The 21,121-nt window shown below is 61.7% G+C and carries 21 protein-coding genes; 10 read left to right on the top strand and 11 right to left on the bottom strand.

The features are described 5' to 3' along the window. Nucleotides 1–25 precede the first annotated feature (25 nt). Nucleotides 26–922, top strand: a complete 897-nt coding sequence (rfbA, locus tag MOD31_RS04420; RefSeq protein ID WP_250819949.1) for a glucose-1-phosphate thymidylyltransferase RfbA — start codon at nucleotides 26–28, stop codon at nucleotides 920–922. Between the two features lie 84 nt (nucleotides 923–1,006). Here the strand turns inward: rfbA and wecB are convergent, their stop codons facing one another. From wecB to MOD31_RS04405, 3 genes are all read right to left on the bottom strand, one after another. Then, nucleotides 1,007–2,149 carry a non-hydrolyzing UDP-N-acetylglucosamine 2-epimerase gene (gene wecB, locus MOD31_RS04415; protein WP_284705251.1) on the bottom strand — a complete coding sequence of 381 codons (1,143 nt, stop codon included), beginning with the start codon at nucleotides 2,147–2,149 and terminating at the stop codon, nucleotides 1,007–1,009. A 124-nt stretch (nucleotides 2,150–2,273) separates the two neighbouring features. Further along, nucleotides 2,274–2,621 carry a hypothetical protein gene (locus MOD31_RS04410; protein WP_250819947.1) on the bottom strand — a complete coding sequence of 116 codons (348 nt, stop codon included), beginning with the start codon at nucleotides 2,619–2,621 and terminating at the stop codon, nucleotides 2,274–2,276. Then, complete coding sequence (locus MOD31_RS04405) at nucleotides 2,618–3,082, bottom strand: Lrp/AsnC family transcriptional regulator (RefSeq protein ID WP_014922530.1); 465 nt, start codon at nucleotides 3,080–3,082, stop codon at nucleotides 2,618–2,620. Before MOD31_RS04405 ends, MOD31_RS04410 begins: the two co-directional genes overlap by 4 nt. A 171-nt stretch (nucleotides 3,083–3,253) precedes the next feature. Here MOD31_RS04405 and pdhA point away from each other — a divergent pair, with 171 nt between their 5' ends. Genes pdhA through MOD31_RS04390 form a run of 3 tightly spaced genes read left to right on the top strand, consistent with a single transcriptional unit; the run spans nucleotide 3,254 to nucleotide 7,034 of the window. Next, nucleotides 3,254–4,471 carry a pyruvate dehydrogenase (acetyl-transferring) E1 component subunit alpha gene (gene pdhA, locus MOD31_RS04400; protein WP_250819946.1) on the top strand — a complete coding sequence of 406 codons (1,218 nt, stop codon included), beginning with the start codon at nucleotides 3,254–3,256 and terminating at the stop codon, nucleotides 4,469–4,471. Beyond that, nucleotides 4,468–5,556: an alpha-ketoacid dehydrogenase subunit beta gene (locus tag MOD31_RS04395; RefSeq protein WP_142938199.1), complete on the top strand. Its 1,089-nt coding sequence runs from the start codon at nucleotides 4,468–4,470 to the stop codon at nucleotides 5,554–5,556. Before pdhA ends, MOD31_RS04395 begins: the two co-directional genes overlap by 4 nt. Nucleotides 5,557–5,558: 2 nt before the next feature. Beyond that, complete coding sequence (locus MOD31_RS04390; RefSeq protein WP_250819945.1) at nucleotides 5,559–7,034, top strand: dihydrolipoamide acetyltransferase family protein; 1,476 nt, start codon at nucleotides 5,559–5,561, stop codon at nucleotides 7,032–7,034. Between the two features lie 231 nt (nucleotides 7,035–7,265). On the opposite strand, the gene MOD31_RS04385 is transcribed toward MOD31_RS04390, so the two are convergent. Beyond that, entirely contained in the window at nucleotides 7,266–10,772 is a 3,507-nt protein-coding gene (locus tag MOD31_RS04385; RefSeq protein WP_250819944.1) for a hypothetical protein, read from the bottom strand. A 417-nt stretch (nucleotides 10,773–11,189) separates the two neighbouring features. On the opposite strand from MOD31_RS04385, the gene MOD31_RS04380 reads away from it, so the two are divergent. The 3 genes from MOD31_RS04380 to MOD31_RS04370 all read left to right on the top strand — a co-directional run bounded on the left by MOD31_RS04380 (nucleotide 11,190) and on the right by MOD31_RS04370 (nucleotide 12,597). Continuing rightward, nucleotides 11,190–11,594: a VOC family protein gene (locus MOD31_RS04380; RefSeq protein WP_250819943.1), complete on the top strand. Its 405-nt coding sequence runs from the start codon at nucleotides 11,190–11,192 to the stop codon at nucleotides 11,592–11,594. After that, a complete protein-coding gene (locus MOD31_RS04375; protein ID WP_250819942.1) occupies nucleotides 11,591–11,872 on the top strand; it encodes a helix-turn-helix domain-containing protein in 282 nt (93 codons plus the stop codon). Before MOD31_RS04380 ends, MOD31_RS04375 begins: the two co-directional genes overlap by 4 nt. 65 nt (nucleotides 11,873–11,937) lie before the next feature. Continuing rightward, on the top strand, nucleotides 11,938–12,597 hold the full coding sequence (locus tag MOD31_RS04370; RefSeq protein ID WP_250819941.1) for a maleylpyruvate isomerase family mycothiol-dependent enzyme: 660 nt from the start codon (nucleotides 11,938–11,940) through the stop codon (nucleotides 12,595–12,597). A 16-nt stretch (nucleotides 12,598–12,613) separates the two neighbouring features. On the opposite strand, the gene MOD31_RS04365 is transcribed toward MOD31_RS04370, so the two are convergent. Together MOD31_RS04365 and MOD31_RS04360 are read right to left on the bottom strand one after the other, a co-directional pair. Beyond that, nucleotides 12,614–13,402 (bottom strand): hypothetical protein, encoded by a 789-nt coding sequence (locus tag MOD31_RS04365; protein WP_250819940.1) that lies wholly within the window; start codon nucleotides 13,400–13,402, stop codon nucleotides 12,614–12,616. Between the two features lie 232 nt (nucleotides 13,403–13,634). After that, nucleotides 13,635–14,102, bottom strand: coding sequence for a MarR family winged helix-turn-helix transcriptional regulator (locus MOD31_RS04360; RefSeq protein WP_223940734.1), 468 nt, complete (start codon nucleotides 14,100–14,102; stop codon nucleotides 13,635–13,637). Between the two features lie 62 nt (nucleotides 14,103–14,164). On the opposite strand from MOD31_RS04360, the gene MOD31_RS04355 reads away from it, so the two are divergent. Then, complete coding sequence (locus tag MOD31_RS04355; protein ID WP_223940733.1) at nucleotides 14,165–14,533, top strand: VOC family protein; 369 nt, start codon at nucleotides 14,165–14,167, stop codon at nucleotides 14,531–14,533. A 72-nt stretch (nucleotides 14,534–14,605) separates the two neighbouring features. Continuing rightward, the gene (locus MOD31_RS04350) at nucleotides 14,606–14,818 is read left to right on the top strand and encodes a DUF4177 domain-containing protein (RefSeq protein ID WP_223940732.1); all 213 of its coding nucleotides are present in this window, start codon (nucleotides 14,606–14,608) and stop codon (nucleotides 14,816–14,818) included. Nucleotides 14,819–14,836: 18 nt separating this feature from the next. Here the strand turns inward: MOD31_RS04350 and MOD31_RS04345 are convergent, their stop codons facing one another. Together MOD31_RS04345 and MOD31_RS04340 are read right to left on the bottom strand one after the other, a co-directional pair. Continuing rightward, a complete protein-coding gene (locus tag MOD31_RS04345; protein WP_250819939.1) occupies nucleotides 14,837–15,583 on the bottom strand; it encodes a hypothetical protein in 747 nt (248 codons plus the stop codon). 181 nt (nucleotides 15,584–15,764) lie between these two features. After that, nucleotides 15,765–16,154 (bottom strand): heavy metal-responsive transcriptional regulator, encoded by a 390-nt coding sequence (locus MOD31_RS04340; protein WP_031216440.1) that lies wholly within the window; start codon nucleotides 16,152–16,154, stop codon nucleotides 15,765–15,767. A 172-nt stretch (nucleotides 16,155–16,326) separates the two neighbouring features. On the opposite strand from MOD31_RS04340, the gene merA reads away from it, so the two are divergent. Beyond that, nucleotides 16,327–17,769, top strand: a complete 1,443-nt coding sequence (gene merA / locus MOD31_RS04335; protein WP_250819938.1) for a mercury(II) reductase — start codon at nucleotides 16,327–16,329, stop codon at nucleotides 17,767–17,769. Between the two features lie 52 nt (nucleotides 17,770–17,821). On the opposite strand, the gene istB is transcribed toward merA, so the two are convergent. The 3 genes from istB to MOD31_RS04320 all read right to left on the bottom strand — a co-directional run. Beyond that, on the bottom strand, nucleotides 17,822–18,637 hold the full coding sequence (gene istB / locus MOD31_RS04330) for an IS21-like element helper ATPase IstB (RefSeq protein ID WP_011691635.1): 816 nt from the start codon (nucleotides 18,635–18,637) through the stop codon (nucleotides 17,822–17,824). After that, nucleotides 18,634–20,310 (bottom strand): IS21 family transposase, encoded by a 1,677-nt coding sequence (istA, locus tag MOD31_RS04325; protein WP_011691636.1) that lies wholly within the window; start codon nucleotides 20,308–20,310, stop codon nucleotides 18,634–18,636. The genes istB and istA overlap by 4 nt, the downstream gene beginning before the upstream one ends. 114 nt (nucleotides 20,311–20,424) lie before the next feature. Next, a partial coding sequence (locus tag MOD31_RS04320) for an RCC1 domain-containing protein (protein WP_374206971.1) occupies nucleotides 20,425–21,121 on the bottom strand: 697 nt, incomplete at its 5' end.

Raw genomic sequence — 21,121 nt, 5'->3', positions numbered from 1 at the left:
CATACGAACACGGAATGATCTGTTCATGCGAGGAATCATCTTGGCTGGGGGAACTGGATCGCGCTTGCACCCGATCACCCTTGGCATCAGCAAGCAACTTGTCCCGGTCTATGACAAACCGATGATCTATTACCCTTTGTCGACGCTGATTCTGGCCGGCATCCGGGACATCCTCATCATCACGACACCTCATGATGCAGAGCAATTCCAGCGTCTCTTGGGAGACGGCGCCCGTTTTGGTGTGAATCTAAGTTACGTCCAGCAGCCCTCGCCCGATGGTTTGGCACAGGCTTTCACGCTGGGAGCTGACCATATTGGCGGCGACACCGTTGCCTTGGTCCTCGGCGACAACATTTTTTACGGCCAAGGGATGGGCACTCAATTGCGCCGATACGCTGACGTCGACGGCGGTGCGGTCTTTGGCTACTGGGTAAAGGACCCTAAGGCATATGGTGTGGTCGAGTTCGACCAAGACGGCCGTGCGATCTCGCTCCAGGAGAAACCCGAGAACCCTCGCAGCAACTACGCCGTTCCCGGTCTCTACTTCTACGACAACGATGTTGTTGAAATTGCCCGGAACCTCAAGCCCTCAGACCGCGGAGAGCTCGAGATTACGGACGTCAACAAGACGTACCTCGAACGGGGCAAGCTTCAGGTTGAAGTTTTGCGTAGAGGGACAGCATGGCTGGACACAGGAACCTTCGAGGACCTCAGCGATGCGTCCAACTTCATTCGGACTGTTGAGAACCGTCAGGGTTTGAAGGTTGGTGCTCCTGAAGAGATTGCTTGGCGCTCGGGTTTCCTGACAGATGATGAACTGCGCGAGAGGGCCGAGCCGCTAGTAAAAAGTGGCTACGGTTCGTACCTCTTGGGACTTCTCGAAACAAGGCAGTCCGAACCGAGTTCCGTACCCGCCTCCTAGACACGTTTCGACGGAGGCCCTCCTCGGCTGGTCGTTGCCAGTCGAGGAGCAAGATCTCGGGCCGTGAACAGTTCCCTAGCAGTCCTAAACGGCCCGCTCCATCCCGAACTCCTCCACCCGGCGCCCCGCGCCCAGCAGCTCGGCGATAGCGGGGATCGTGCGCTCCGACGCCAACCCGTCCCCATAAGGGTTCACGGCATTCGCAATGGCCTCGAAGTGCTCAGCATCGTGAAGCAGCCGGCCAACCTCGGTAACAATCCGCTCCTCGTCCGTGCCGATCAACGCAACGGTGCCGGCTTCCACGGCTTCGGGGCGTTCGGTGTTGTCCCGCATCACCAGAACGGGTTTGCCCAGGCTGGGTGCTTCTTCCTGGACTCCACCGGAGTCGATGAGGACGATGTGGGCCAAGGAAAGCATGCGGGTGAATTCGCCATAAGCCAGGGGCTCAGTGACGATAACATTCGGCTTGCCCTCCAAAGAAGGAAGCACGGCTTCGCGGACCACCGGGTTCTTGTGAGCCGGAAGGACGATAACCAGGTCCGGCTCGGCGTCGGCGATGCGGGCGAGGGCCCGGCCGACTCCGCGCATGGCATCGCCCTGGTTCTCACGGCGGTGCGTCGTCACCAAAAGCACACGGCGACCACTCGCAGCAAGGGATTCCAGTTGAGGATCGGAGAACGGGACCTTCTTGTCCACGGTACTGAGCAATGCATCAATCACCGAGTTGCCTGTCACCACGATGTTCTCCGCAGCCACACCTTCGGCCAGGAGGTTCGCCCGGCTGGTGCTGGTCGGCGCCAGATGTAGGGCCGCGATCTGGCTGGTGATCTTGCGGTTCGCCTCTTCCGGGAAAGGCGAGAGCAGGTTGCCGCTGCGGAGGCCGGCTTCAACATGGATCACGAGAATGCCGTGATAGAAAGCGGCGATAGCGCCGGCAGTGGACGTAGTGGTGTCGCCCTGAACGATCACCGCGTCCGGCTTGGAAACAGCGAACAACTTATCGAGCCCGCTCATGGTTCGGGTCATGATGTCCGTGAGGGACTGCCCGGGCTGGAGAATGTTGAGGTCGTGGTCCGGAGTGATCCCGAAGAGTTCGTTGACTTGGTCCAGCATTTCGCGGTGCTGCCCGGTGACGGTAACCACGCACTCAAAGAGGTCCGACTCCATCAACGCCCGCACAATAGGAGCCATCTTGATGGCTTCCGGGCGAGTCCCAAAAGTAGGCATGATGGTGTGCACGTTTACCCCCAAATGACCGGCCCCGGAAGGCGCTCGAAACTAGTGCATTCCTAGCCGTTCAGAACACGAAGGAAGTGCGCAGAACGCTTAGTATTCGGGCCTCAACCACACATCAAACATCGCTTAGCCGCGCGGCTTCGCCCCTGGTGTTCAGCGGATCCGGGCGGAAGCAGTCAAGGTGAGGGTCGCCGTCGTGCGCTTCACAAAACTCGTCCGAACCGGCGTTGGCCGGCAGCCCGGTGGTGATCACCACCAAGTCCTTGATGCCCAACTGCTCCCGCAAGGCGAGGCCCACTGGGAGTCGTTCACTGCTCATGCCGCCCAGAACCACAATTGCGTCGGTCCGTTGGGGAGTGGCGTGGGGTGGGTTGTGAAAGAGCTGGAAGGCAGCAACCAGCCACAGGACACCCGCCAGAACGCTGGCCGCCAGCGTCCAGGCGAGCTTGTGCTGGAACGTCACCGGGTGTCTACATCCTCGAACACCAGGAAGGTTTGGGTGTCCAGGATTCCGTCCATGGATTGGAGCTGATCGAAGATGACGCGGCGGAGGTGGATGTTGTCTGTGGCGCGGACGAGGAGGATGACGTCGAAGTCGCCGCCCACCAAAGCGATGTGATGGATCTCCGGGATGGCCCGCAGCTGTTCCTTCAACTCGCGCCACGAGTGCTGCTGAACCTTCAACGTCACGTACGCGGAGGACCGCAGCCCCGCCTTGATGGGATCCACCAGCGCAGTGAACTTAGTCAGCACACCTTCGCCGGTAAGCCGGGCGATCCGGGTGTACGCATGGGCGCGGCTGATGTGGACGTTCTCCGCCACCTGCGTGATGGACATGCGCCCATCGGTGGTCAGCTCTCGGATGATGTCCCGGTCCACGCTGTCCAGCGGTACGGCGGTCTGCTCCGCCTCAGCCTCGCTCACTGGCTCTCCAATTCGTCTACAGCACGGGCACGTTACCCAGCTCACAATTGCAATTTGTCTTTCAGAATACCCAGTTTAGGCAAGGGCTTCCATGATTCGGCGGAAAGCTAGATACGAAACAAGCCCGGGGAACATACTGGAAGCACATAGTGGCTAAAGAAGGACGGACCAATGACGATCCACGCAGATCACTCTGCGCCGGAAACGGCTGTAGAGGACCAAGCTGCTGACGTTCGGACAAAATTCGGCATCAGCGTTGAGGACTACATGCTCCCCGCCCGGCACCAGATCCAAATGGTGAACCCGGATGGCACCCTCCGCTCCCATGACGAGCAAGGCACCGAACCCGGCCACGAATACCCCACACCCAGCGATGCTGAACTGATGGCCGCTTACGAGCAGCTCGTCGTCGGACGTCGCGTCAACGATCAGAACTCTGCGCTGGTACGGCAGGGCCGCATGGCCGTTTACCCCTCAAGCCACGGCCAGGAAGCCTGCCAGGTTGCAGCTGCCATGTGCCTTAGCGAAGGCGACTGGCTGTTCCCCACCTACCGTGACGCCGTCGCCGTCATGACCCGCGGGGTGGACCCCGTTGAGGTGATGACCATTTTCCGCGGCGACTGGCACGGCGGGTACGACCCCAGCGCGCACAACGTCGGCATCCAGTGCACCCCGCTGACCACCCAGCTGCTCCACGCCGTCGGCGTCGCCCACGCAGCCAAACTGCGCGGCGAAAACACGGTGGTAATGGCCATGTGCGGTGACGGCGCCACCAGCGAAGGCGACTTCCACGAGGCATTGAACTTCGCCGCCGTCTTCCACCTGCCCGTCATCTTCTTCGTGCAGAACAACAAGTACGCCATCTCCGTACCGCTCAGCCACCAGTCCGTGGCGCCGTCGCTGGCCCACAAGGCTGTTGGCTACGGCATGGCCGGTGAGCGCGTTGACGGCAACGACCTCGTGGCGCTGCTCGCCGTGATGGACCGGGCCGTGAAGCTGGCCCGCGAAGGCTCCGGCCCGCTCCTGATCGAGGCCCACACCTACCGCATGCAAGCCCACACCAACGCCGACGACGCCACCCGCTACCGCCCGGACAGCGAAGTTGCCGAATGGCAGGCCAAGGATCCGCTGGCACGCATGAAGTCGTACCTCACGGACAAGGGGCTGCTGGACGCCGCCGCTTCGGAGCGCATCGCCTCGCATGCTGAAGCCGTGGCCACCCAGCTCCGTGAAGGCCTGGGCGAGGACGTCCCCGTCCAGCCGCTGGACCTCTTCAAGTACGTCTTCGACAAGCAAACGCCGCAGCTGAAAGAACAGTCAGAGCTGCTGGCCAGCGAACTCGCACGCGCTGAAAGCGCCGACAACCACGGAACGGAGAGCGCAAAATGACCGTCACCACCACGGTTAACGGCAACGTCAGCGCAGCCACCGCCAGCGCAGCCGCTTCCGCCGCGGCCACTGCCGAAGCCACCGGCCCGCAGAGCCTCACCATGGCCAAGGCGCTCAACACCGCCATGGCCGACGCCATGCGCGCCGACTCATCCGTCCTGGTATTCGGCGAAGACGTCGGAATGCTGGGCGGCGTCTTCCGCATCACCGACGGCCTCATGGCCGAATTCGGCGAACAACGCTGCTTCGACACCCCGCTGGCAGAATCCGGCATCGTGGGTATGGCCGTGGGCATGGCCATCAACGGCATGCGCCCCGTGATCGAAATGCAGTTCGACGCCTTCGCCTACCCGGCCTTCGAACAAATCGTCAGCCACGTAGCCAAAATGCACAACCGCACCAAGGGCAAACTCAAAATGCCCATGGTCATCCGTGTTCCCTACGCCGGCGGCATCGGGGGAGTGGAGCACCACTGCGACTCCTCCGAGTCCTACTACGCCCACACCGCCGGCCTGAAGGTCTACACCCCAGCCACCGTGGCCGACGGCTACCGCATGCTCCGCGAAGCAATCGACTCCGACGACCCCGTCATGTTCATGGAACCCAAAAAGCTCTACTGGTCCAAGGACCAGGTTGACCTGGGTGCCTTGCGAGCAGAGCACGACGCCGGCACCTCCACCGAGGGCCGCGCAGCTGTTGCCCGTCCCGGCACAGACGCGACGCTCATCGCCTACGGCCCGTCCGTTCCCACCGCGCTCGCCGCGGCAGCTGCCGCCGCCGAAGAAGGCCGGTCCCTGGAAGTCATCGACGTCCGCACCCTCGTCCCCTTCGACGACGAAACCGTCTGCGCGTCAGTACGCAAGACGGGACGCGCCGTCGTGATCGCCGAAGCCCACGGATTCGCCTCCGTGTCCTCCGAGATCGTGGCCCGCGTCCAGGAACGCGCGTTCCACTACCTCGCCGCGCCGATACTCCGGGTGACCGGCTTCGATGTCCCGTTCCCGTCTCCCAAGCTGGAGCACTACTACCTGCCAAGCGTCGACCGTATCCTCGACGCCGTCGACGACCTTCAATGGGAGGACTGACCATGAGCTCAGATATGCAGGTCTTCAAACTGCCCGATCTCGGGGAGGGCCTCACCGAGGCCGAACTGGTGAACTGGCTCGTTGCCGTGGGCGACGAGATTGTGGTTGACCAGCCCATCGCCGAGGTTGAGACCGCCAAGTCCATGGTTGAGGTGCCCTCGCCTTACGCCGGCACCGTCGCCGAGCTGCACGGTGAAGCCGGTCAAACGCTCGACGTCGGCAAGCCGCTGATCTCGATCGCTCGCGCTGGTGCTTCTGCGGCTTCGCCCGCTGCCGCAGCTCCTGTTCCGGCTGGTTCTGTTGATCCTTCGCCGGTGTCCTCAGGTCTTGACGCTTCGCCGGCCGCGGAAGCTGCCGCCGAGACGTACCGGACCGAGGAGAAGGCCGGATCTGGCAACGTGCTCATTGGGTACGGAACTCCCGGGGGAGTGACCGGTGGGCGGACCCGACCGCGGAAGGCGAGTGTCTCTGTCGCTTCTTCAGTTGTTGAGCCTGCTGCTGTAACGGAGATGGAGCCGGCTGTGGCGGGGACGCGTATCCCCGGCAAGCTCAGTGCCGTCATCTCGCCGCTCGTGCGGAAGATGGCGCGTGACCATGGGGTTTCCCTCGACGCCATTGAGGGCTCGGGTACCAGTGGGCTGATCATGCGCAGGGATGTGGAAGCGGCTATTACTGTGCCTGCTACACGTGAACCTGCTCCTGCTGCTTCTCGTGTCTCCGCTCCCGCTCCCGTTGCCGCTTCTGCTGATGCCGTTGATAGCCGGACTGGTCTGTCTGTGTCTGCGCGGACACCTGTTCGTGGTGTCCGCAAGGCCGTGGCCGCCAACATGACTCGCAGCCGCTCGGAGATCCCCGAAGCCACCGTGTGGGTGGATGTGGACGCGACCGCCCTGTTGGAGATGCGTGCCGAACTTAAGAAGCGCGCGCCGCACGACACCCCTGGCTTGTTGGCTTTCATCGCCCGTTTTGTCACGGCTGGGTTAAAAAAGTACCCGGCCTTGAACACGCGCTTTGAAACCGCTTCGGATGGCTCGCAGGAGATCGTTGGGTTCGACGGAATCAACCTCGGCTTCGCTGCGCAAACCGACCGCGGACTCGTAGTCCCGTCCGTACGGAACGCGCACCAGCTGAGTGCCCGCGAACTGGACGCAGAGATCCGCCGACTCACCGCCGTCGCGCGTGACGGAAAGGCGACCCCCACCGAACTTGGCTCCGGCACCTTCACGCTGAACAACTACGGTGTGTTCGGCGTGGACGGCTCCGCCGCGATCATCAACTATCCCGAGGTTGCGATGCTGGGTGTTGGCCGCATCATCGACAAGCCCTGGGTGGTCAACGGTGAGCTTGCCGTCCGCAAGGTCACCGAGCTGACCCTCGCCTTCGACCACCGCGTGTGCGACGGCGAAACCGCGGCCGGCTTCCTCCGGTACGTTGCCGACGCAATCGAAAACCCCGGCGGCGCGCTAGCAGACATGTAACCCTCTCTCACATCCGATCCCCAATTCGGGATCCCTCTCTCACATCCCGAGGGCCTGAGCGGAACGCTCTATCAGTTCCGGGGGGTTTGAGCCTGACGCTCTATCAGTTCCCAAGGGCTTGAGCGGAACGCTCTATCATCCGCCCACCGGCGGGCTTCCCAGTTCAGGTTGCCCGCCGGTTGGGCGGGGGACATATTTCAGCGCAACACCCACATCACGTCCGCATGCGACCTAAGGCTTTTTGCTATAGCTCATGGTGATTCCACCCGTGTAATAGACCACCTTCACTTTCACGGCAGAGGCAGACGTGTGCTTTTTGCCGTCCTTCCATTCGATGCCACCCTCGGTCTTCATTGTGATGATCTGTTTGTAGGCGAGATCCACTCCGCCGCCCAATTTCTTGGCCACTTCCTCGGACACCTCGTCGCTCTTGGTCGTCTCAAAGTCGAACTCGCCATACTCTGCCGTGGCCACAAGATAGAAGTAGTCGTACAGGTCGAAGTCTTCGCGGGGGATCTGGACCACGCCCCGGCCTCGGAGCTCGGCGTTGATGCCTACGCCGCCTAGAACTTCGCCGTTGATCTCAAGTGAGTAGCGCGGGTCGTCGTATTCATTGGTGACTCCAACTTCCAGCTGGCCCTGCCGCGAGTAATCCGTGGCTGTCAGAAAACCAACCGAGGCCCCACGTTGTTTGACATCAATGCCGAACCGGCCGATCAGGAGATTGTTGCCATAGCCCTTGAGATCGACGTTGAGTTTGATGGTGCTCTTGGACTTGCGGACTGGTTTGGCACCTTGGACGTTTTGCTGGACCTGTTTGCTGTAGTCCTTGTGCTCTTCTTGGGACTTATTGCCCTTGCGCGTCTCAGACTCAGACAGTTTGATGGCGTCCTGCGCCTGGCTGGGTGAGACTTGTTGTGCTTCTTCCCGCCGTTGCCTGATCATTTCTTTGGCAACCTCAGCCCCGGCTTGCGTTGTACCCAATTCGGCGTCTTTCTCCTGCTTATCCAGGCCCATCCCGTATTTGGCCTGGATGTCCCGGGCCTTATTGGCAGCCTCTGCGATCGCAATGGTGTTGTCGGAAAGCTTCTTCAACAGGTCCGCTACTTCTTGGCGGCCTGACATGTCACGGAAAATGTTGGGCGTCCCCAGGAGAGATAACGCTGCCGCGAGTCCGCCGGGATCAGGAGCCGGGCTGGGACTGACGATGTTCACTACTGCAGGTGGGAATGGTGTGGGAGCCACACCGGGCTGCTGCGGTTGAGGTTGGATGGGCGTAACCGGGTTGATGCCCGGCGCATCGATAGGTATGGGGTGCTCGTCCCACTTCCAGAAGCGTGTGTTATCGATCTCCTCTGAGACGTTGCAGTGGCCGAGCTTGCCTTCAGCGAAAACGCCCCGGGTTGGCATGGAAATCAGCCGCTCGGACTTGGCCGAGGCCAGCGGCAACCTCTCAAGTACAGTCTGCCGGTCCTGCTCACTCATGGCTGCAAGAACGGAGGTGGCCCATTGGCGGCGCGTAGGGTCGGTGCCGTTCAGTGCCGCGGCGATGTCCACCACCGTGGTGTCGTCCACTGCGGAGGGTTGCTTCGCCAGCCCATATGCCACGTAGCTTCCAAACACTTCCAAGGGTGTGGGGTCGACGTGGTCGGACATGACCTGCCCCGGCGACCATTGCTTCTTCTCGAAATCCTTGGCGATTGTGTTGGCATCGGTTCCGAGCATTAGGACGCTGTTGTAATAGCCTCGGTTCGTATCCAGATGGGCGACTAGACTCTGCAAAGCCACGTCGTCTTCGGCCGAAACGAAGTCATTACGGTTTGGTTTGAGTCCCACGGTGGTTGTGGTTGCTGAAGGAGGTTGTTTCGAAGGGAGCAACCCGGTGCTCCCACCGGCATCATCCAAAGTCCGGGTGCCGGAATCAGCGAGTATATTGATTCGCTCGTTCTCCACCGTCACCATCGTCACCAGGATGTTTGACTCTTGCCAATCACCGCCCGAGTTGATGTCCTTCAGTTTTACTTCGATGCCTCTGATGTCTTTCCAGGGGATAGCGACAGGTAGGGTTTTCTCGAATTCGGGGGAGGTTCCCTCGTCGCCAGCACCATCGCATTGGAACTCGAAAATCCGTCCGTCCAGTAGATGGAGCACCACGAAGACCGGTTCCGACGTATCGTCGGAGGTGGTGGTGAACTGGGCGATGAGCTTGACGAAGAGCTTTGCGCCCGGGTCGATCGTCTGGGTGTTCGCACCCCACTTCTCCACCTCGCGCTTCAGTTTTTCCTCACCCAGTACCACTCGAGCGACAGCGTCAAAACCTGCCGCCAGCTTTGGATCGAGAAGGAAGGGTTCGAGTTGGAATCTTCTGAGGAGAAGTGCTTTCGCCGTCAGGACCTGGGGGAGGTTTAGCGACATCTGGACCAGCACGGAGGGGCGACGGCGGACCCACTCAACAGTCACCCGGTAGTGCCGCAGCACCTCGTAGTAGAGGATCGTCAAAGTGTGGCTGTGGTTATAGTTCGAGAAGGTGCGGGTCTGGATACTTTCCTTCTCCTCCTGGCGGGCCTGGATGACAACTGTTGAGTTGATTTCACGCTGAGATGAGCTGGCCTGCGAAAAACTGTCGTTCAGTCGTTGGACGTTCTCCGCCGCTAGATCCCTGCTTCCGTCGCTGGTAGCCGTGGATCCTCCCAAGCTCCAGGTGTTTCCCACGGCGGCACCCAGCCCCACGACCCCCAGATTGGCACCTCCCGTGGCACCCGATGATCCAGCGGCGCCCGCCATAAACGAGCTCCCGTGTTGAAGTTCTTTGACCCCGGCCTTGACCGTCTCGGAAATGGTGCGGTCGCGGTGGGTCTGATGCAGCAACTCTTCGGTCATTTTAGTTTTCTCGTCACGCTTTGCGACGCTGTCCCAGGACCAGTCGATCACGGCCAGCTTTACGCTCTCCCCAGGTGCCAGCGGCAAGCTGTAGAGAATCTCGCCGAGGGAATGACCGAGGGAGAACCATGTGACTTTGTAGTCGTCTACGTAGGCGGCCTTAAACTCCTGCGGAACCCCGAAATTAGGGGGAACGTCCACCAGCCGCACCACTTGGCGGAGGACGAATTCCTGCAGCGCCAGGTTCGAGGGGACCATCTCCTCGCAACCGTCCGCTCCGAGGAGCGTGGTGGGAGTTGCTGCAAACGAGGCGGGGGAGAGCCTCCAGTCTGTAAGACTGGGATTTTGCAGTGCGCGGGGGCCCATGTTGATCAGCGAGGACGGCAGGGTATGCCACGATACTTTAAGTCGGGCGAGTATGGCGTCGGAGGAAAAGCGGGCCTGATCCAGCGCATCGAACCTGCCCGAATGGCCACTGGGATAGATCCACACGGCCAAGCTGGATGATGGTCCAGTGCCCAGCTGGCGGGCTTGGATGGCCTCCGAGAGCATCAACTGGACGTCCGCTCCCAGTCTTCGAAGATCGAACGAGACGTACCCCATATGGTCGGTGGTCAGTATACCTAGCGGCTCCGCCCATAAAGCGCTTTGGTCCGGAACCTCGGGCTCAGTTTCAAGGCCAAGTCGAGAAGCCGCTGCCCGTACCGCGTCCGCCATGAGGCGTTCCAGGTCCGCCACGGGAATCTCTGAAAGGCGCTCACGGCCCGCCGCCTCCAACACACTCTTGAGTGCTTCCTGGAATAGGTCGTTCACCATCTGACCTTGAGTTATCAGTCGCTCGCGGCTTTCCTTGCTCACGGTGGAAGCTAGAGCACGTAGGGCCGCATTCTCCACCCTGTCCCGACTGGCGCCGGTAGCTGAGGGGTCCACGCTTATAATTGCTGCGCGCAGGGGCTCCCTGAACCGTTCGTTGATAGGCGGTGGCGGAATTATCCGCGGAACCGCAACTTCTGCATAGAGCGGCAGCCGCTGGACGGGACGTCCCGTGTCCGGATCTGTGACGAAAATGCCCAGATGCGCCGGCACTGGAGAGCTGAATGATGCCATGATGCCACCTCGCTCGAGCTCCACCGGCTACAAACGGACCTTGCACGCGAACGTCTGATGGTGGGGTGGCCCACCTTACTCTTCGGATAGCCGCCCGGGAATACGGGAGTGGCAATGTAAAGCGTTAAGGCCTTGACGCCATACTTGCATTTTGCAAGTATGGGCCGCATGAGCCTCTTTATCACATGCCCGGTTGAAGACGTCGAGCGCGCGACAGCTTTCTATAACGCCCTCGGCTGGACCCTCAACACTGAGATGTCCGATCACAACGTGTCATGCTTCGCGATCGCCCCCGAGCAGTACGTCATGCTCGGTAGCCGCGAGATGTACGCGAGCGTCGGTGGCGCCGAGGAGTTGGTGGGCGGACCCGAAACCCCCTCGAAGGTCACAGTTTCATTCGATCTCGACAGCCGAGAGGCGGTGGACGAGCTTATCGAACGCGCCAGCGCCGCCGGTGGGCGGATCGGTGACACCGATGACTACCCCTTCATGTACCAACGCCAATTCGATGACCCTGACGGCTACCACTACTCACCGTTTTGGATGAAGCCGGACGCCCAGCCGACCGCGTGAGCAACCTTGCCGCGGCCCTCGACATCGTCGGACCACGGTGGGCATTGCTTATCGTGGAGCGGCTGCTCGACGGGCCACAGCGTTACGGCGATCTGCAGCGCGACCTCGGGGTACCGACCAACATCCTCGCGACCCGACTGCGCGAGCTCGAAGCCGCCGGTGTACTGTCCCGCCTGCCGCTCCGGCATAACACCCGGGCCTACGCGCTGACCGATAAAGGGCTCGCCTTGCGCGAGGCGATCGTCGCGCTGGAACGCTGGGGCGGACGCTGTGCTTGAATGCGTCTATAAGAAGCGAGCGTGGGATTGAACCCACGACACTCATATGGAGGAAGCAGGAAGTTATGGGGAAACTTTCGGACGGCCATCTTTGGACCCTGGTTCACGCTGAGCGCGCAGCGCTGATGGAGGACTTGATGGGCCTTAGCGCGGAACAGTGGCGTCACAAGACCCTGTGCGGGCAGTGGGATGTGGAGCAAGTAGTCGCACATCTCACGGCAGCGGCGAGCCTTAACCAGTGGCAGTGGCTGCGCAGCATGCTCGGTGCGCGTTTCCGCCCCGACGTGCACAACCAGCGCAGGCTCGAGGAGCACCGTGGTAGCACCCCGGCCAAGACCTTGGACCGGTTTCGAGCCGTCATTCACAGCAGCATCGCACCGTCCTCCGATATACCAGCGTATCTGGGGGAGGTAGTGGTGCATGCCCAGGACATCCGCCGGCCCCTGGGACTTCCACGCACTCCGAGCATTGACGCTTTGACGCCCGTCGCGGAGTTCTACGCCCGCCGGGACTTTGCGGTCGCCAGCCGCACGCACGCCGCCGACCTGCGGCTGGAGGCGAATGACGGTCCCTTCTCCGCAGGAACAGGACCACTGGTTACTGGTACGACCCTCGCCCTGGTGATGGCGATGGCCGGACGTCATCCCTACCTTGAGGACCTCAGGGGTCCCGGTCTTCCTACTCTTCGCTCACGCCTGGACATCTCGGCCGCGAGATCCGCCTAATTCCCCAGCCGCCCGTTCAATTACCGGGACCGAACACGATCGAGTCGAAAACGGCGCGTGCCTCCCTCGTCAGCTCCGGATTGATCGATTCGTGGAATTGCACCACCCAGCTCACAGCGCGCTTGCCGTTCAAATCCACAACCCGGTAAGTTTCGCGCTCAGCGGCGCTCGAGTACCAGCGTGAGCATTCGTTTGAAAATTCAGAGTGGATGCAGAACTTATCGCGGTCGCAGCCTGTGATGTCCACGCCGCCCTTGACGAAGTGGTCGAACTCCAAGCCGGAGTAATCACCCACCTTGACCTTGACGGGAGGGGTGCTCGCCGTGGACGTCTGCGCCGTCAATGCGTCGACGAAGCTCTTAACCGACGGATCGACCTTGACGAGCGCCCCCTCCCAAGCGCATGCGTCCGTCGGCACATAGTCGGCGGGCCACCAACCCACGAAGACGCCCCATTCATCCGGGTGATTCGGGTCATCTTTGGCCACACCATCGCCGTCGTAAGTCGACCAACCGGCTGGGACTGTGATCTCGAAAGGCGCCGAGTAGCCCTTGACGAGGACCCGGTAGGTGCCGGCGTCGAGGTTGCCACTCTCCGGCAGCAGTGGGACTGTTTGGGGGGCGCCACCTTCAGTCTGTGCCGGGGCCGTGCGAGCCTCCGTCGTCGAAGAACTTGGGGACGGGAGGGAGGCGTCGTCGGGCTTGGAGTCACACCCACCGAGACATCCAATGAGTGCGACAACCAGCAAAGGTAAGAGATAGCGCCGTCTTTGAGTAGCCAGATCCAGGGGTGTCATGGGGCTCACCGATCCACCAAGCCGCTTTGGGGTACTGCGAGGCCCCGCAGCTCAGTGGCCTCGCGGGCGGTACCAGGTGGGATGCCGTCGCCTCAAGTCTCCTCCGGCACACAACCCAAGACAATAAGGGGTGTTAGTGGATCGGTTACGACGAATGCAACCCCATAAAAATGACAGGAGCCCACTGAAATCAGTGGTGAGGCTACTACCAACCGCAGGCACCGGCCCCGGCTGGATGGTCCTACTGATTCTCATGGGTGCCATCCAGTGCGTCGTCGCCCAATGAATGGATCATGCTTCGCAACGCCTTGAATGCGGCCTTTTGTTCGTCGTGCGTCATGCCAGCTAGCATCCTGTTTTCCACCTCGCGGACCGCAGCGCTCGCCGTCGAAAGGCTGCTCCGACCCAGCGGAGTCAGCTGCGCAGGAAGGACTTTCCCTACTCGGGCCTCCGCAGGGCGGGTCACATAGCCGTCGCGTTCCAAGGCTTGGAGCAGTACGTTCATGGATTGTCGGGTGACGAACGCGCCGCGGGCCAGCTCGGAGTTAGATAAGCCCGGGCGCTGCGCCAGGAGTTCCAGGCAAGAGTAATGGGTAATGGTCATGCCAAGTGGCCGCAGCGCTGCTTCCATGGAGGCGCGAAGGGCACTCGACGCTTCCTTCAGCAGATATCCCAGTGACGTGGTGAGGTCGATCCCGGGTTGACTCATGTCAGTATTCTGACATAGATTCGTCGTGTCAGATAACTGACAAAGAATCATAGGAGCATCACATGCCCGTCACCGGCCCCGACTTCATCTCACTCCAAGCGCGCGACCTCGACGCGTCTCAAGCGTTCTACGAGCAGTACCTCGGCCTTGTCCGCTCGCAAGCAGGGCCGCCCCACGCCGTCGTGTTCGACACGAAGCCGGTCACCTTCGCACTCCGCACCATCGCTCCGGGGACGGACCTGACGTCCGTTGATCAGCCGGGCGTCGGCGCCGCAATCTGGCTGCACGCCACGGATGTGCAGGCTATCCATGACTCGCTCCTGGCCGACGGCCACACCATCGTCGCCGCACCCATGGACGGTCCCTTCGGACGCACGTTCACGTTCGCCGATCCCGACGGCTACCACGTGACGCTTCACGACCGCGCCTGAAACCCATAGGTTCCCCACCGGCGTCGAGTAGCCTTGCACGCAACCGTCCAGCAACAGAAGGAAGTGGCGCAAATGCAGCAATACGTGGTTCTCCAGGTGATCCTGAAAGAAAAAATGTGGGGCGCCGGTTCGGGTAACCTGCCTTCCCTGGAAAGGGCCATCAACGATCAAGCCGCTAAGGGTTACAGGCTCCACACCATCACCACCGCCAGCAGCGGAAGCAAGGGCGTGATCGGCGGCGGCGATCGCATACAGGCGACCATGGTGTTTGAGCGCGTCGGCTAGGGCTCCACGCACGCCGGATCAGAAGGCCGGAACTTCCTGCGGAACGTAAGAGTCTGCAGTTGTGCCGTTTCCTAGTTGTCCCAGACCGTTCTCTCCCCAAGACCAGAGTCTTCCGTCGCCGGTTAGGGCATAGGACGTGTAGAGGCCTCCAGTGACGAACTGGACACCGTTTAGCTGCTGCACGCGAACCGGTGCGGTTGCGTTGTTTCGGGTGCCATCTCCCAGCTCCCCTGAATAGTTGTACCCCCAGGCCCAAAACTCATCTGCGCCGTTGGAAGCGAAGGCGCTATTAGTGTTAGCCCCTATGCTTTCCATGCCACTTAGCCCGGGGATCTGAACGGGGACATCGCTATATCCCTGGTATGTTCCGTTTGCCAACAGGCCAAGCCCGTTGTGACCCCAAGCCCAGACGGTTCCATCGTTGCGAAGGGCAAGGGCGCCATAGCTGGTGCCCACAATGTCCCGCACTCCGTCCAAGCCCGAAACCCTGACCGGTACCAAGGAGTTGGCGGTTGTTCCGTTGCCTAGCTGGCCCTCCCCGTTGTAACCCCAAGCCCACACTGACCCGTCGCTCTTGAGCGCGTAGCCTGAATTTCCGCCGCCCGAGATCTTGGTGACATCCGTAAGACCCTGCACCTGAAGGGGAGTGAGGCCTGTCCCCAGAGTGTGGCCTTGCCCTTGCTGGCCTTTGGTGTTGTTTCCCCATGCCCAAACAGTGCCGTCCGAGCGCAATGCGTAGGCTGTGTTCCCGTTTGATTGTGTCAACGTGATCGGAGCCCACTAGGACGGCCCGAACGGTACCCACCCGTCGGACGTCCGGGGATGATGTTGTGAGGGTGTCTAGGGGTTCTTGGCGTGGTTTCTGGGTCTGTGAAAACACTGCCGCGGGTTGGGACGATACCCGGGGTCCCGGTTGTTGGAAGCTGGCGTCTGGCGGAGTAGTGCGTCAGAGGTAGCTGCAGATTTGTTCGGGATCGCAGCTTGCGTCGGTCCCGGACGCGGCAGTGGCGTGAAGGCCGGCGACGATGGATCGCAGCGCCATTAGTTCAGAAATCTGGTGGTCCAGTTCGGCCAGCTGGTTGGAGAGAAGGTCTTGGACGTGGGCGCAGGGGGCTTCTCCGGCGTCACGGAGGCTAAGAATTTCGCGTATTTGGGTCAGGGCGAGGCCTGCGGCCCGTCCGCGGCGGATGAATTCGAGCCTGGCCACGGAGTCGTCATGGTAGTCCCGGTAGCCGTTAGAGGATCTTTTCGCTGCCGGGAGAAGCCCGCTGTCCTCGTAGAAACGCAGCGTCTTGGTTGTCATCCCTGCCGCTGCCGCGGCCTCACCGATACGCATCATGAACTCATTTCTTAGCAGGCGGCCAGGACGGCGATTCCTTGACATTCCAGTGTAGGGGAAGGTTGAGAATGGGATGCAGAGCTGGTCTTCGGTTGAAGGCTGCACATGGCGGTCGGTTGAGCAACAGGTGTGCTGGCGGCTGCTTCCCTTCCATCTTCAGGAGTCCCTCGTGTCGGCAGCATCTTTCGATTATGACCTGGCCATTATCGGTTCCGGCGGGGCTGCTTTCGCTGCGGCCATCCGGGCAACCAGCCGTGGCAAGCGGGTGTTGATGGTGGAGCGCAGCACTGTGGGAGGCACGTGCGTGAACACGGGCTGCATCCCGTCCAAGGCCCTGCTGGCCGCCGCGGAAGCCCGCCATGTCGCCCTCGATGCTTCCGGACGGTTCCCCGGTATCAGCACCTCCGCAGAGCCGGTGGATATACCCGAACTGGTCGCCGGGAAGCGCTCACTGGTCGAATCCATGCGGTCAGAGAAGTATGTGGATCTCGCCGCGGGCTATGGATGGAACCTGCAGCGGGGGACGGCGGTGTTCGCCGGAACCGCAGCCGCACCGGTTTTGAACATCACCGCCCCGGGCGGAACCACCGAGACAGTCAGCGCGGAACACTACCTGGTCGCGACCGGCTCCACCCCCTGGATCCCTGAAGTGCCGGGAATGGACGAGGTGGATTATCTGACGTCCACGAGTGCGATGGAGCTGCAGGACGTTCCCGCTTCGATGCTGGTGGTGGGCGGCGGGTATGTGGCGCTGGAGCAGGCGCAGCTTTTCGCCCGGCTCGGCACGGAGGTGACCATCCTGGTCCGGTCCAAGCTCGCCTCGGCCGAAGAGCCTGAAGCCGGGCATGCCCTCGCCGGTGTCTTCGCCGATGAGGGTATCCGGGTCGTCCGTCGAGCGACAGCGTCCTCGGTCCGGACCGATGAGGTGTCGGGGGACGTGGTCGTGGATGCTTCCGTCTCAGGAGGAAACGAGGAATTCAGGGCCGCGCGCCTGCTCATGGCAACAGGCCGGCGCCCGGTCACGGAGGATTTGAACCTTTGCATGGTCGGCGTTGAAACCGGGGACCGCGGGGAAGTCCTGGTCGACGGGAGCCTTCGCAGTACTAATCCGAGGATCTGGGCCGCGGGTGATGTGACGGGTCACCCGGAGTTCGTTTATGTCGCCGCCGCGCACGGGGCCCTGATGGTGGAGAACGCCTTTGAGGGTGCCGGGCGTGAGGTCGATTACCGGCACCTGCCCCGGGTCACGTTTACCAGCCCTGCCCTGGCCGCTGTCGGGATGACGGACAAGGAAGCGAACCAGGCAGGGATCCGGTGCATGTGCCGGGTTCTGCCGCTCAAATTTATCCCTCGCGCGCTGGTGAACCGTGATACCCGCGGCTTCATCAAGATCGTTGCCGACGCGGACACGGGTCGGATTGTAGGGATCACTGTCGTGGGTAAGGACGCCGGGGACATCGCCGCCGCAGGGATTTACATTCTGGAGGCCGGGATGACCGTTGATCAGGTCGCGAATCTCTGGAGCCCCTATCTGACCATGGCCGAAGGCATCAAGATAGCAGCCCAGTCCTTCACTACTGACGTCTCCAAACTGTCCTGTTGCGCGGCATGAAGTGGTCAACGACAACCTATGTGTTCGTGGGGCGGGCGGCCGCGGCTACCTTTTAGTGCGCGTTCCTTGTCAGGCTGTGGGCGAGGCGGTAGGAATCGGTGCCGGTTTCGATGATGGTGCCGTTGAACGTCAGCCGGTCAACGATCGCGGCGCAGAGGCGCGGGTCGGTGAATGTCTTGGTCCAGCCGGAGAACGACTCGTTGGAAGCGATGGCGATGGAGTTCTTCTCTTCGCGTTCGGTGAGGACCTGGAAGAGGAGTTCGGCGCCGCGCCGGTCCAGTTCCATATAGCCGAGCTCGTCAATGCAGAGCAGGTCCACTCGGCCGTATCTGGCGATGGTCTTGGCGAGGACTTTGTCGTCGGCGGCTTCGACGAGTTCGTTCACGAGCCGGGTGGCCAAAGTGTATTTGACCCGGTATCCCTTCTCCGCCGCGGCGGTGCCCAGCCCGATAAGCAGGTGGGATTTGCCGGTTCCGGAGTCCCCGATCAGGCATAGCGGTGCACCTTTTCGAATCCATTCGCCGGTAGCGAGGGTATGGATGGTAGCGGGGTTGATGTTCGTGTTCGCGTCGAAATCGAAATCACCGAGCCATTTATCCCGGGGAAAGTTCGCGGCTTTGACGCGTCGGATTGAGGAGCGACGGTCCCGGTCATCGCATTCGGCCAGCAGCAGCTCGGCCAGGAAGCCTTGGTAAGAGAGTTGTTCCTTCCCCGCGACGGTCAGAGCTTCGTCCAGAACCGCCCGGATGGTGGGCAGGCGCAATCGGCGGCATGCTTGGTCCACGGCCGCGACCGCGGCCTGCTCAGTCAGACCGCGGCGCCGTCGCAGGGTTGGGGTGATGGTGGTGGCCGGTGCGGTGGGGCTCATGAGATGTTTTCCTTCGACGCGGTTCCTGCGGAGTGTTCGGTGCGTTTGGCCAGCAGCTCGTCATAGGCGCTGATCGCCGGGAGCGGCCGCTTGTCTGGAGGGAGCCCGGCGATGACCGCCGCCGGGTCCATCAGCCGGCGCTGGGTCAGGCTGACAACTCGTTGCACTTTCGCTTCAGCATGAGCACCGCGATGACGGTCAGGACGGGACCCACCAGCAGGGATGCTGGAGGCATGTCGGCGGCCTTCAACCGCCACGACGTCGGCACTGACGGCACCTACTCCAAGGGCTGCGGTGATCCCTGCCTCGATGTCTTCGGCTTCCATCGATCGGTGCAGCAGCAGGACGTCAATCAGTTCACGGGTCCCCGCGGCATCACCGTTGACCCTGCGCGAGGCAGACCAGAAGGCGTCATGGGCGCTGGTGAAAGCACCCGACTCCCGCGCCCTGGCCAAAGCAGTGGAACCAGGCAAAGCGCCGGGCTTGGTCTTGAGGACCTCCAGATAATGGTCCAACTGGACCGACTGCCCGCCCTTGGCAATAATCCGCTGGTGCCGGGCCGCCACCGCGCGGCCGTCGAACACCACAACTTCGGATGCCCGCAATGAAACCCGGACCCGCCGACCGATGAACCGTGCTGGCACCGAGTACTTCACCATCCGCACGGTAATCATTGAGGACCGGTCCACTCTCGGGTTCAACACCAGACCGGGATCGAACTCGTCGGCCGGCAACGGTGCCAGGAACGGGCGCTCGGCGGCGAAGTCCTGGCCGATAGTGCGGATCCTGCCATCAATCCGCCGCTGATCGTCTTGAACCTCCCGGCTCCGGATCCAGTCGTTGAGCTCATCAAGGGACCTCGCCACGGGCATCGGGGTCAGCCGGTTGCGGCGGAACCAGCCCACCTCGCCCTCGACCCCGCCTTTCTCGTGAGCGCCGGCAAGACCTGGCTGGCAATAAAAGGCATCAAATCCATAGAACGAGCGAAACAACACCCACCGGTCATTCTCCAGGCGGTTCCGCCCCTGACCGAACACCACGGCCCTGACGGCACTGGTGAGGTTGTCATAGCGGATATGTTTGACCGGCACGCCGCCGATCTCGTTGAACGCCTCGACGTGGCCTTCCAGAAACGCTTCCTGGGCCTGGGTGGGGTAAATCCGGTGGATGGCTTTGCCGGAGTGAGAAAGCCGGAAGATGAACATGTGGCATTTCGTCTTTACCCCGTCCAGCACGATCCAGACTTCACCAAAGTCCACTTCCGCTTCCGCGCCCGGGGCGTGCTCCTGAGGAACAAATACCTCAACCCGGCGGCCGGCCTCCACATCGATCTGCGCCCGGCGGACCCGAACGTAGTCACGCACCGTCGAATACGACAACTCGTCCGCTCCATGCTCCTCGATGAGCCGGGCAAGAATCCTCCGGGCAGTGTGACGCTGCTTCCTCGGCGCCGTCGTGTCCTCGACGAGCATGGCGTCGATCGTCGGTTTATAAGGATCAAGCCGCGGCGAGGACCGTACAGGAGTTTTACGCTCTGGCGGGACCGGGGAACTTAACGCCTTACGCACGGTTTTCCGCGCCACCTGGTGCCTGCGGGCAAGCTCCCGGATTGACGCGCCCTCCACCCGGGCATCCCTCCGAATCTGCGCGAACAACTCCACTCTTGACCCCATCCCGGCCCTCCCGTCGTCGATCCAACACTGGATGGATCAACGTTCACAGGTGGGTACCATTCAAGCCGTCATTAGGTTCGGCATGTCCGGCTGGTGGGTACCGTTCGGGCCGTCCTAGTGGGCTCCGATCAGACTGTCATACTCACCGTTAGTGGCGATACTCCTGACGCTGTTCAACCCCTGGACCTCGAGTGGAACCGATGAATATTGCCCACCATTTGAGTTGCCAAGTTGGCCGTAGTAGTTGCTCCCCCAGGCCCACACAGATCCGTCGCTCTTGAGGGCGTAGGCGTTGTATCCGTATGCTGCGACACCTGTGACCTTCCGAAGTCCCACAACCTGAGCGGGCACGTAGGTGGCATACGCATCGGAGCCTGTCCCCAAATTTCCGGATGCATTGAAACCCCATGCCCACAGTGTCCCGTCGGCTTTCAGAGCGAAGGCGCTCTCAATCCCAGCGGCCATCCCTATGACCCCGGTTGGTACCGGGTCGGACGGTTTGATGACGGGGGTGTTTTGGCAGGGGTTTGCGGTGAAGAGGGGCCAGGTGTTGGTTGCGGTGGCTTTCCATTCGCCGAGGTCGAAGCCGAGTATTTTGATGCCTGCCAGGACGCCGAGTCGGCCTTCGACGCCGAGTTCCAGGGGGCAGGTCCAGGTGAGGTCTTGTCCGCTGGCGGTGGTGACGGTGATGGTGGTGGTCGCGTAGGGGCCGATGCCGAAGGTGATCCCGGCGATGCCGTAAAGCTTGATGGTGGCGTCGAAGTCCAGGGACGCTCGTGCGGTCAGGGATGCGGAGGCTTTGTAGTCGTTT

Origin of the sequence: Paenarthrobacter sp. TYUT067 (assembly GCF_023656375.1) — a bacterium.
Taxonomy (GTDB): Bacteria; Actinomycetota; Actinomycetes; order Actinomycetales; family Micrococcaceae; genus Arthrobacter.
Note: the sequence above shows the minus strand (reverse complement) of the source record. Positions and strands in the feature narration are given on the sequence as shown.

Coding starts and splice junctions, on each gene's coding strand:
- MOD31_RS04395 (WP_142938199.1), top strand. CDS start 4,468: ATGACCGTCACCACCACGGTTAACGGCAACGTCAGCGCAGCCACCGCC.
- MOD31_RS04390 (WP_250819945.1), top strand. CDS start 5,559: ATGAGCTCAGATATGCAGGTCTTCAAACTGCCCGATCTCGGGGAGGGC.
- MOD31_RS04360 (WP_223940734.1), bottom strand. CDS start 14,102: ATGAGTCAACCCGGGATCGACCTCACCACGTCACTGGGATATCTGCTG.
- istA (WP_011691636.1), bottom strand. CDS start 20,310: ATGGGGTCAAGAGTGGAGTTGTTCGCGCAGATTCGGAGGGATGCCCGG.
- MOD31_RS04340 (WP_031216440.1), bottom strand. CDS start 16,154: ATGCGTATCGGTGAGGCCGCGGCAGCGGCAGGGATGACAACCAAGACG.
- wecB (WP_284705251.1), bottom strand. CDS start 2,149: ATGCCTACTTTTGGGACTCGCCCGGAAGCCATCAAGATGGCTCCTATT.
- MOD31_RS04350 (WP_223940732.1), top strand. CDS start 14,606: ATGCAGCAATACGTGGTTCTCCAGGTGATCCTGAAAGAAAAAATGTGG.
- pdhA (WP_250819946.1), top strand. CDS start 3,254: ATGACGATCCACGCAGATCACTCTGCGCCGGAAACGGCTGTAGAGGAC.
- rfbA (WP_250819949.1), top strand. CDS start 26: ATGCGAGGAATCATCTTGGCTGGGGGAACTGGATCGCGCTTGCACCCG.
- MOD31_RS04380 (WP_250819943.1), top strand. CDS start 11,190: ATGAGCCTCTTTATCACATGCCCGGTTGAAGACGTCGAGCGCGCGACA.
- istB (WP_011691635.1), bottom strand. CDS start 18,637: ATGAGCCCCACCGCACCGGCCACCACCATCACCCCAACCCTGCGACGG.
- MOD31_RS04355 (WP_223940733.1), top strand. CDS start 14,165: ATGCCCGTCACCGGCCCCGACTTCATCTCACTCCAAGCGCGCGACCTC.
- MOD31_RS04370 (WP_250819941.1), top strand. CDS start 11,938: ATGGGGAAACTTTCGGACGGCCATCTTTGGACCCTGGTTCACGCTGAG.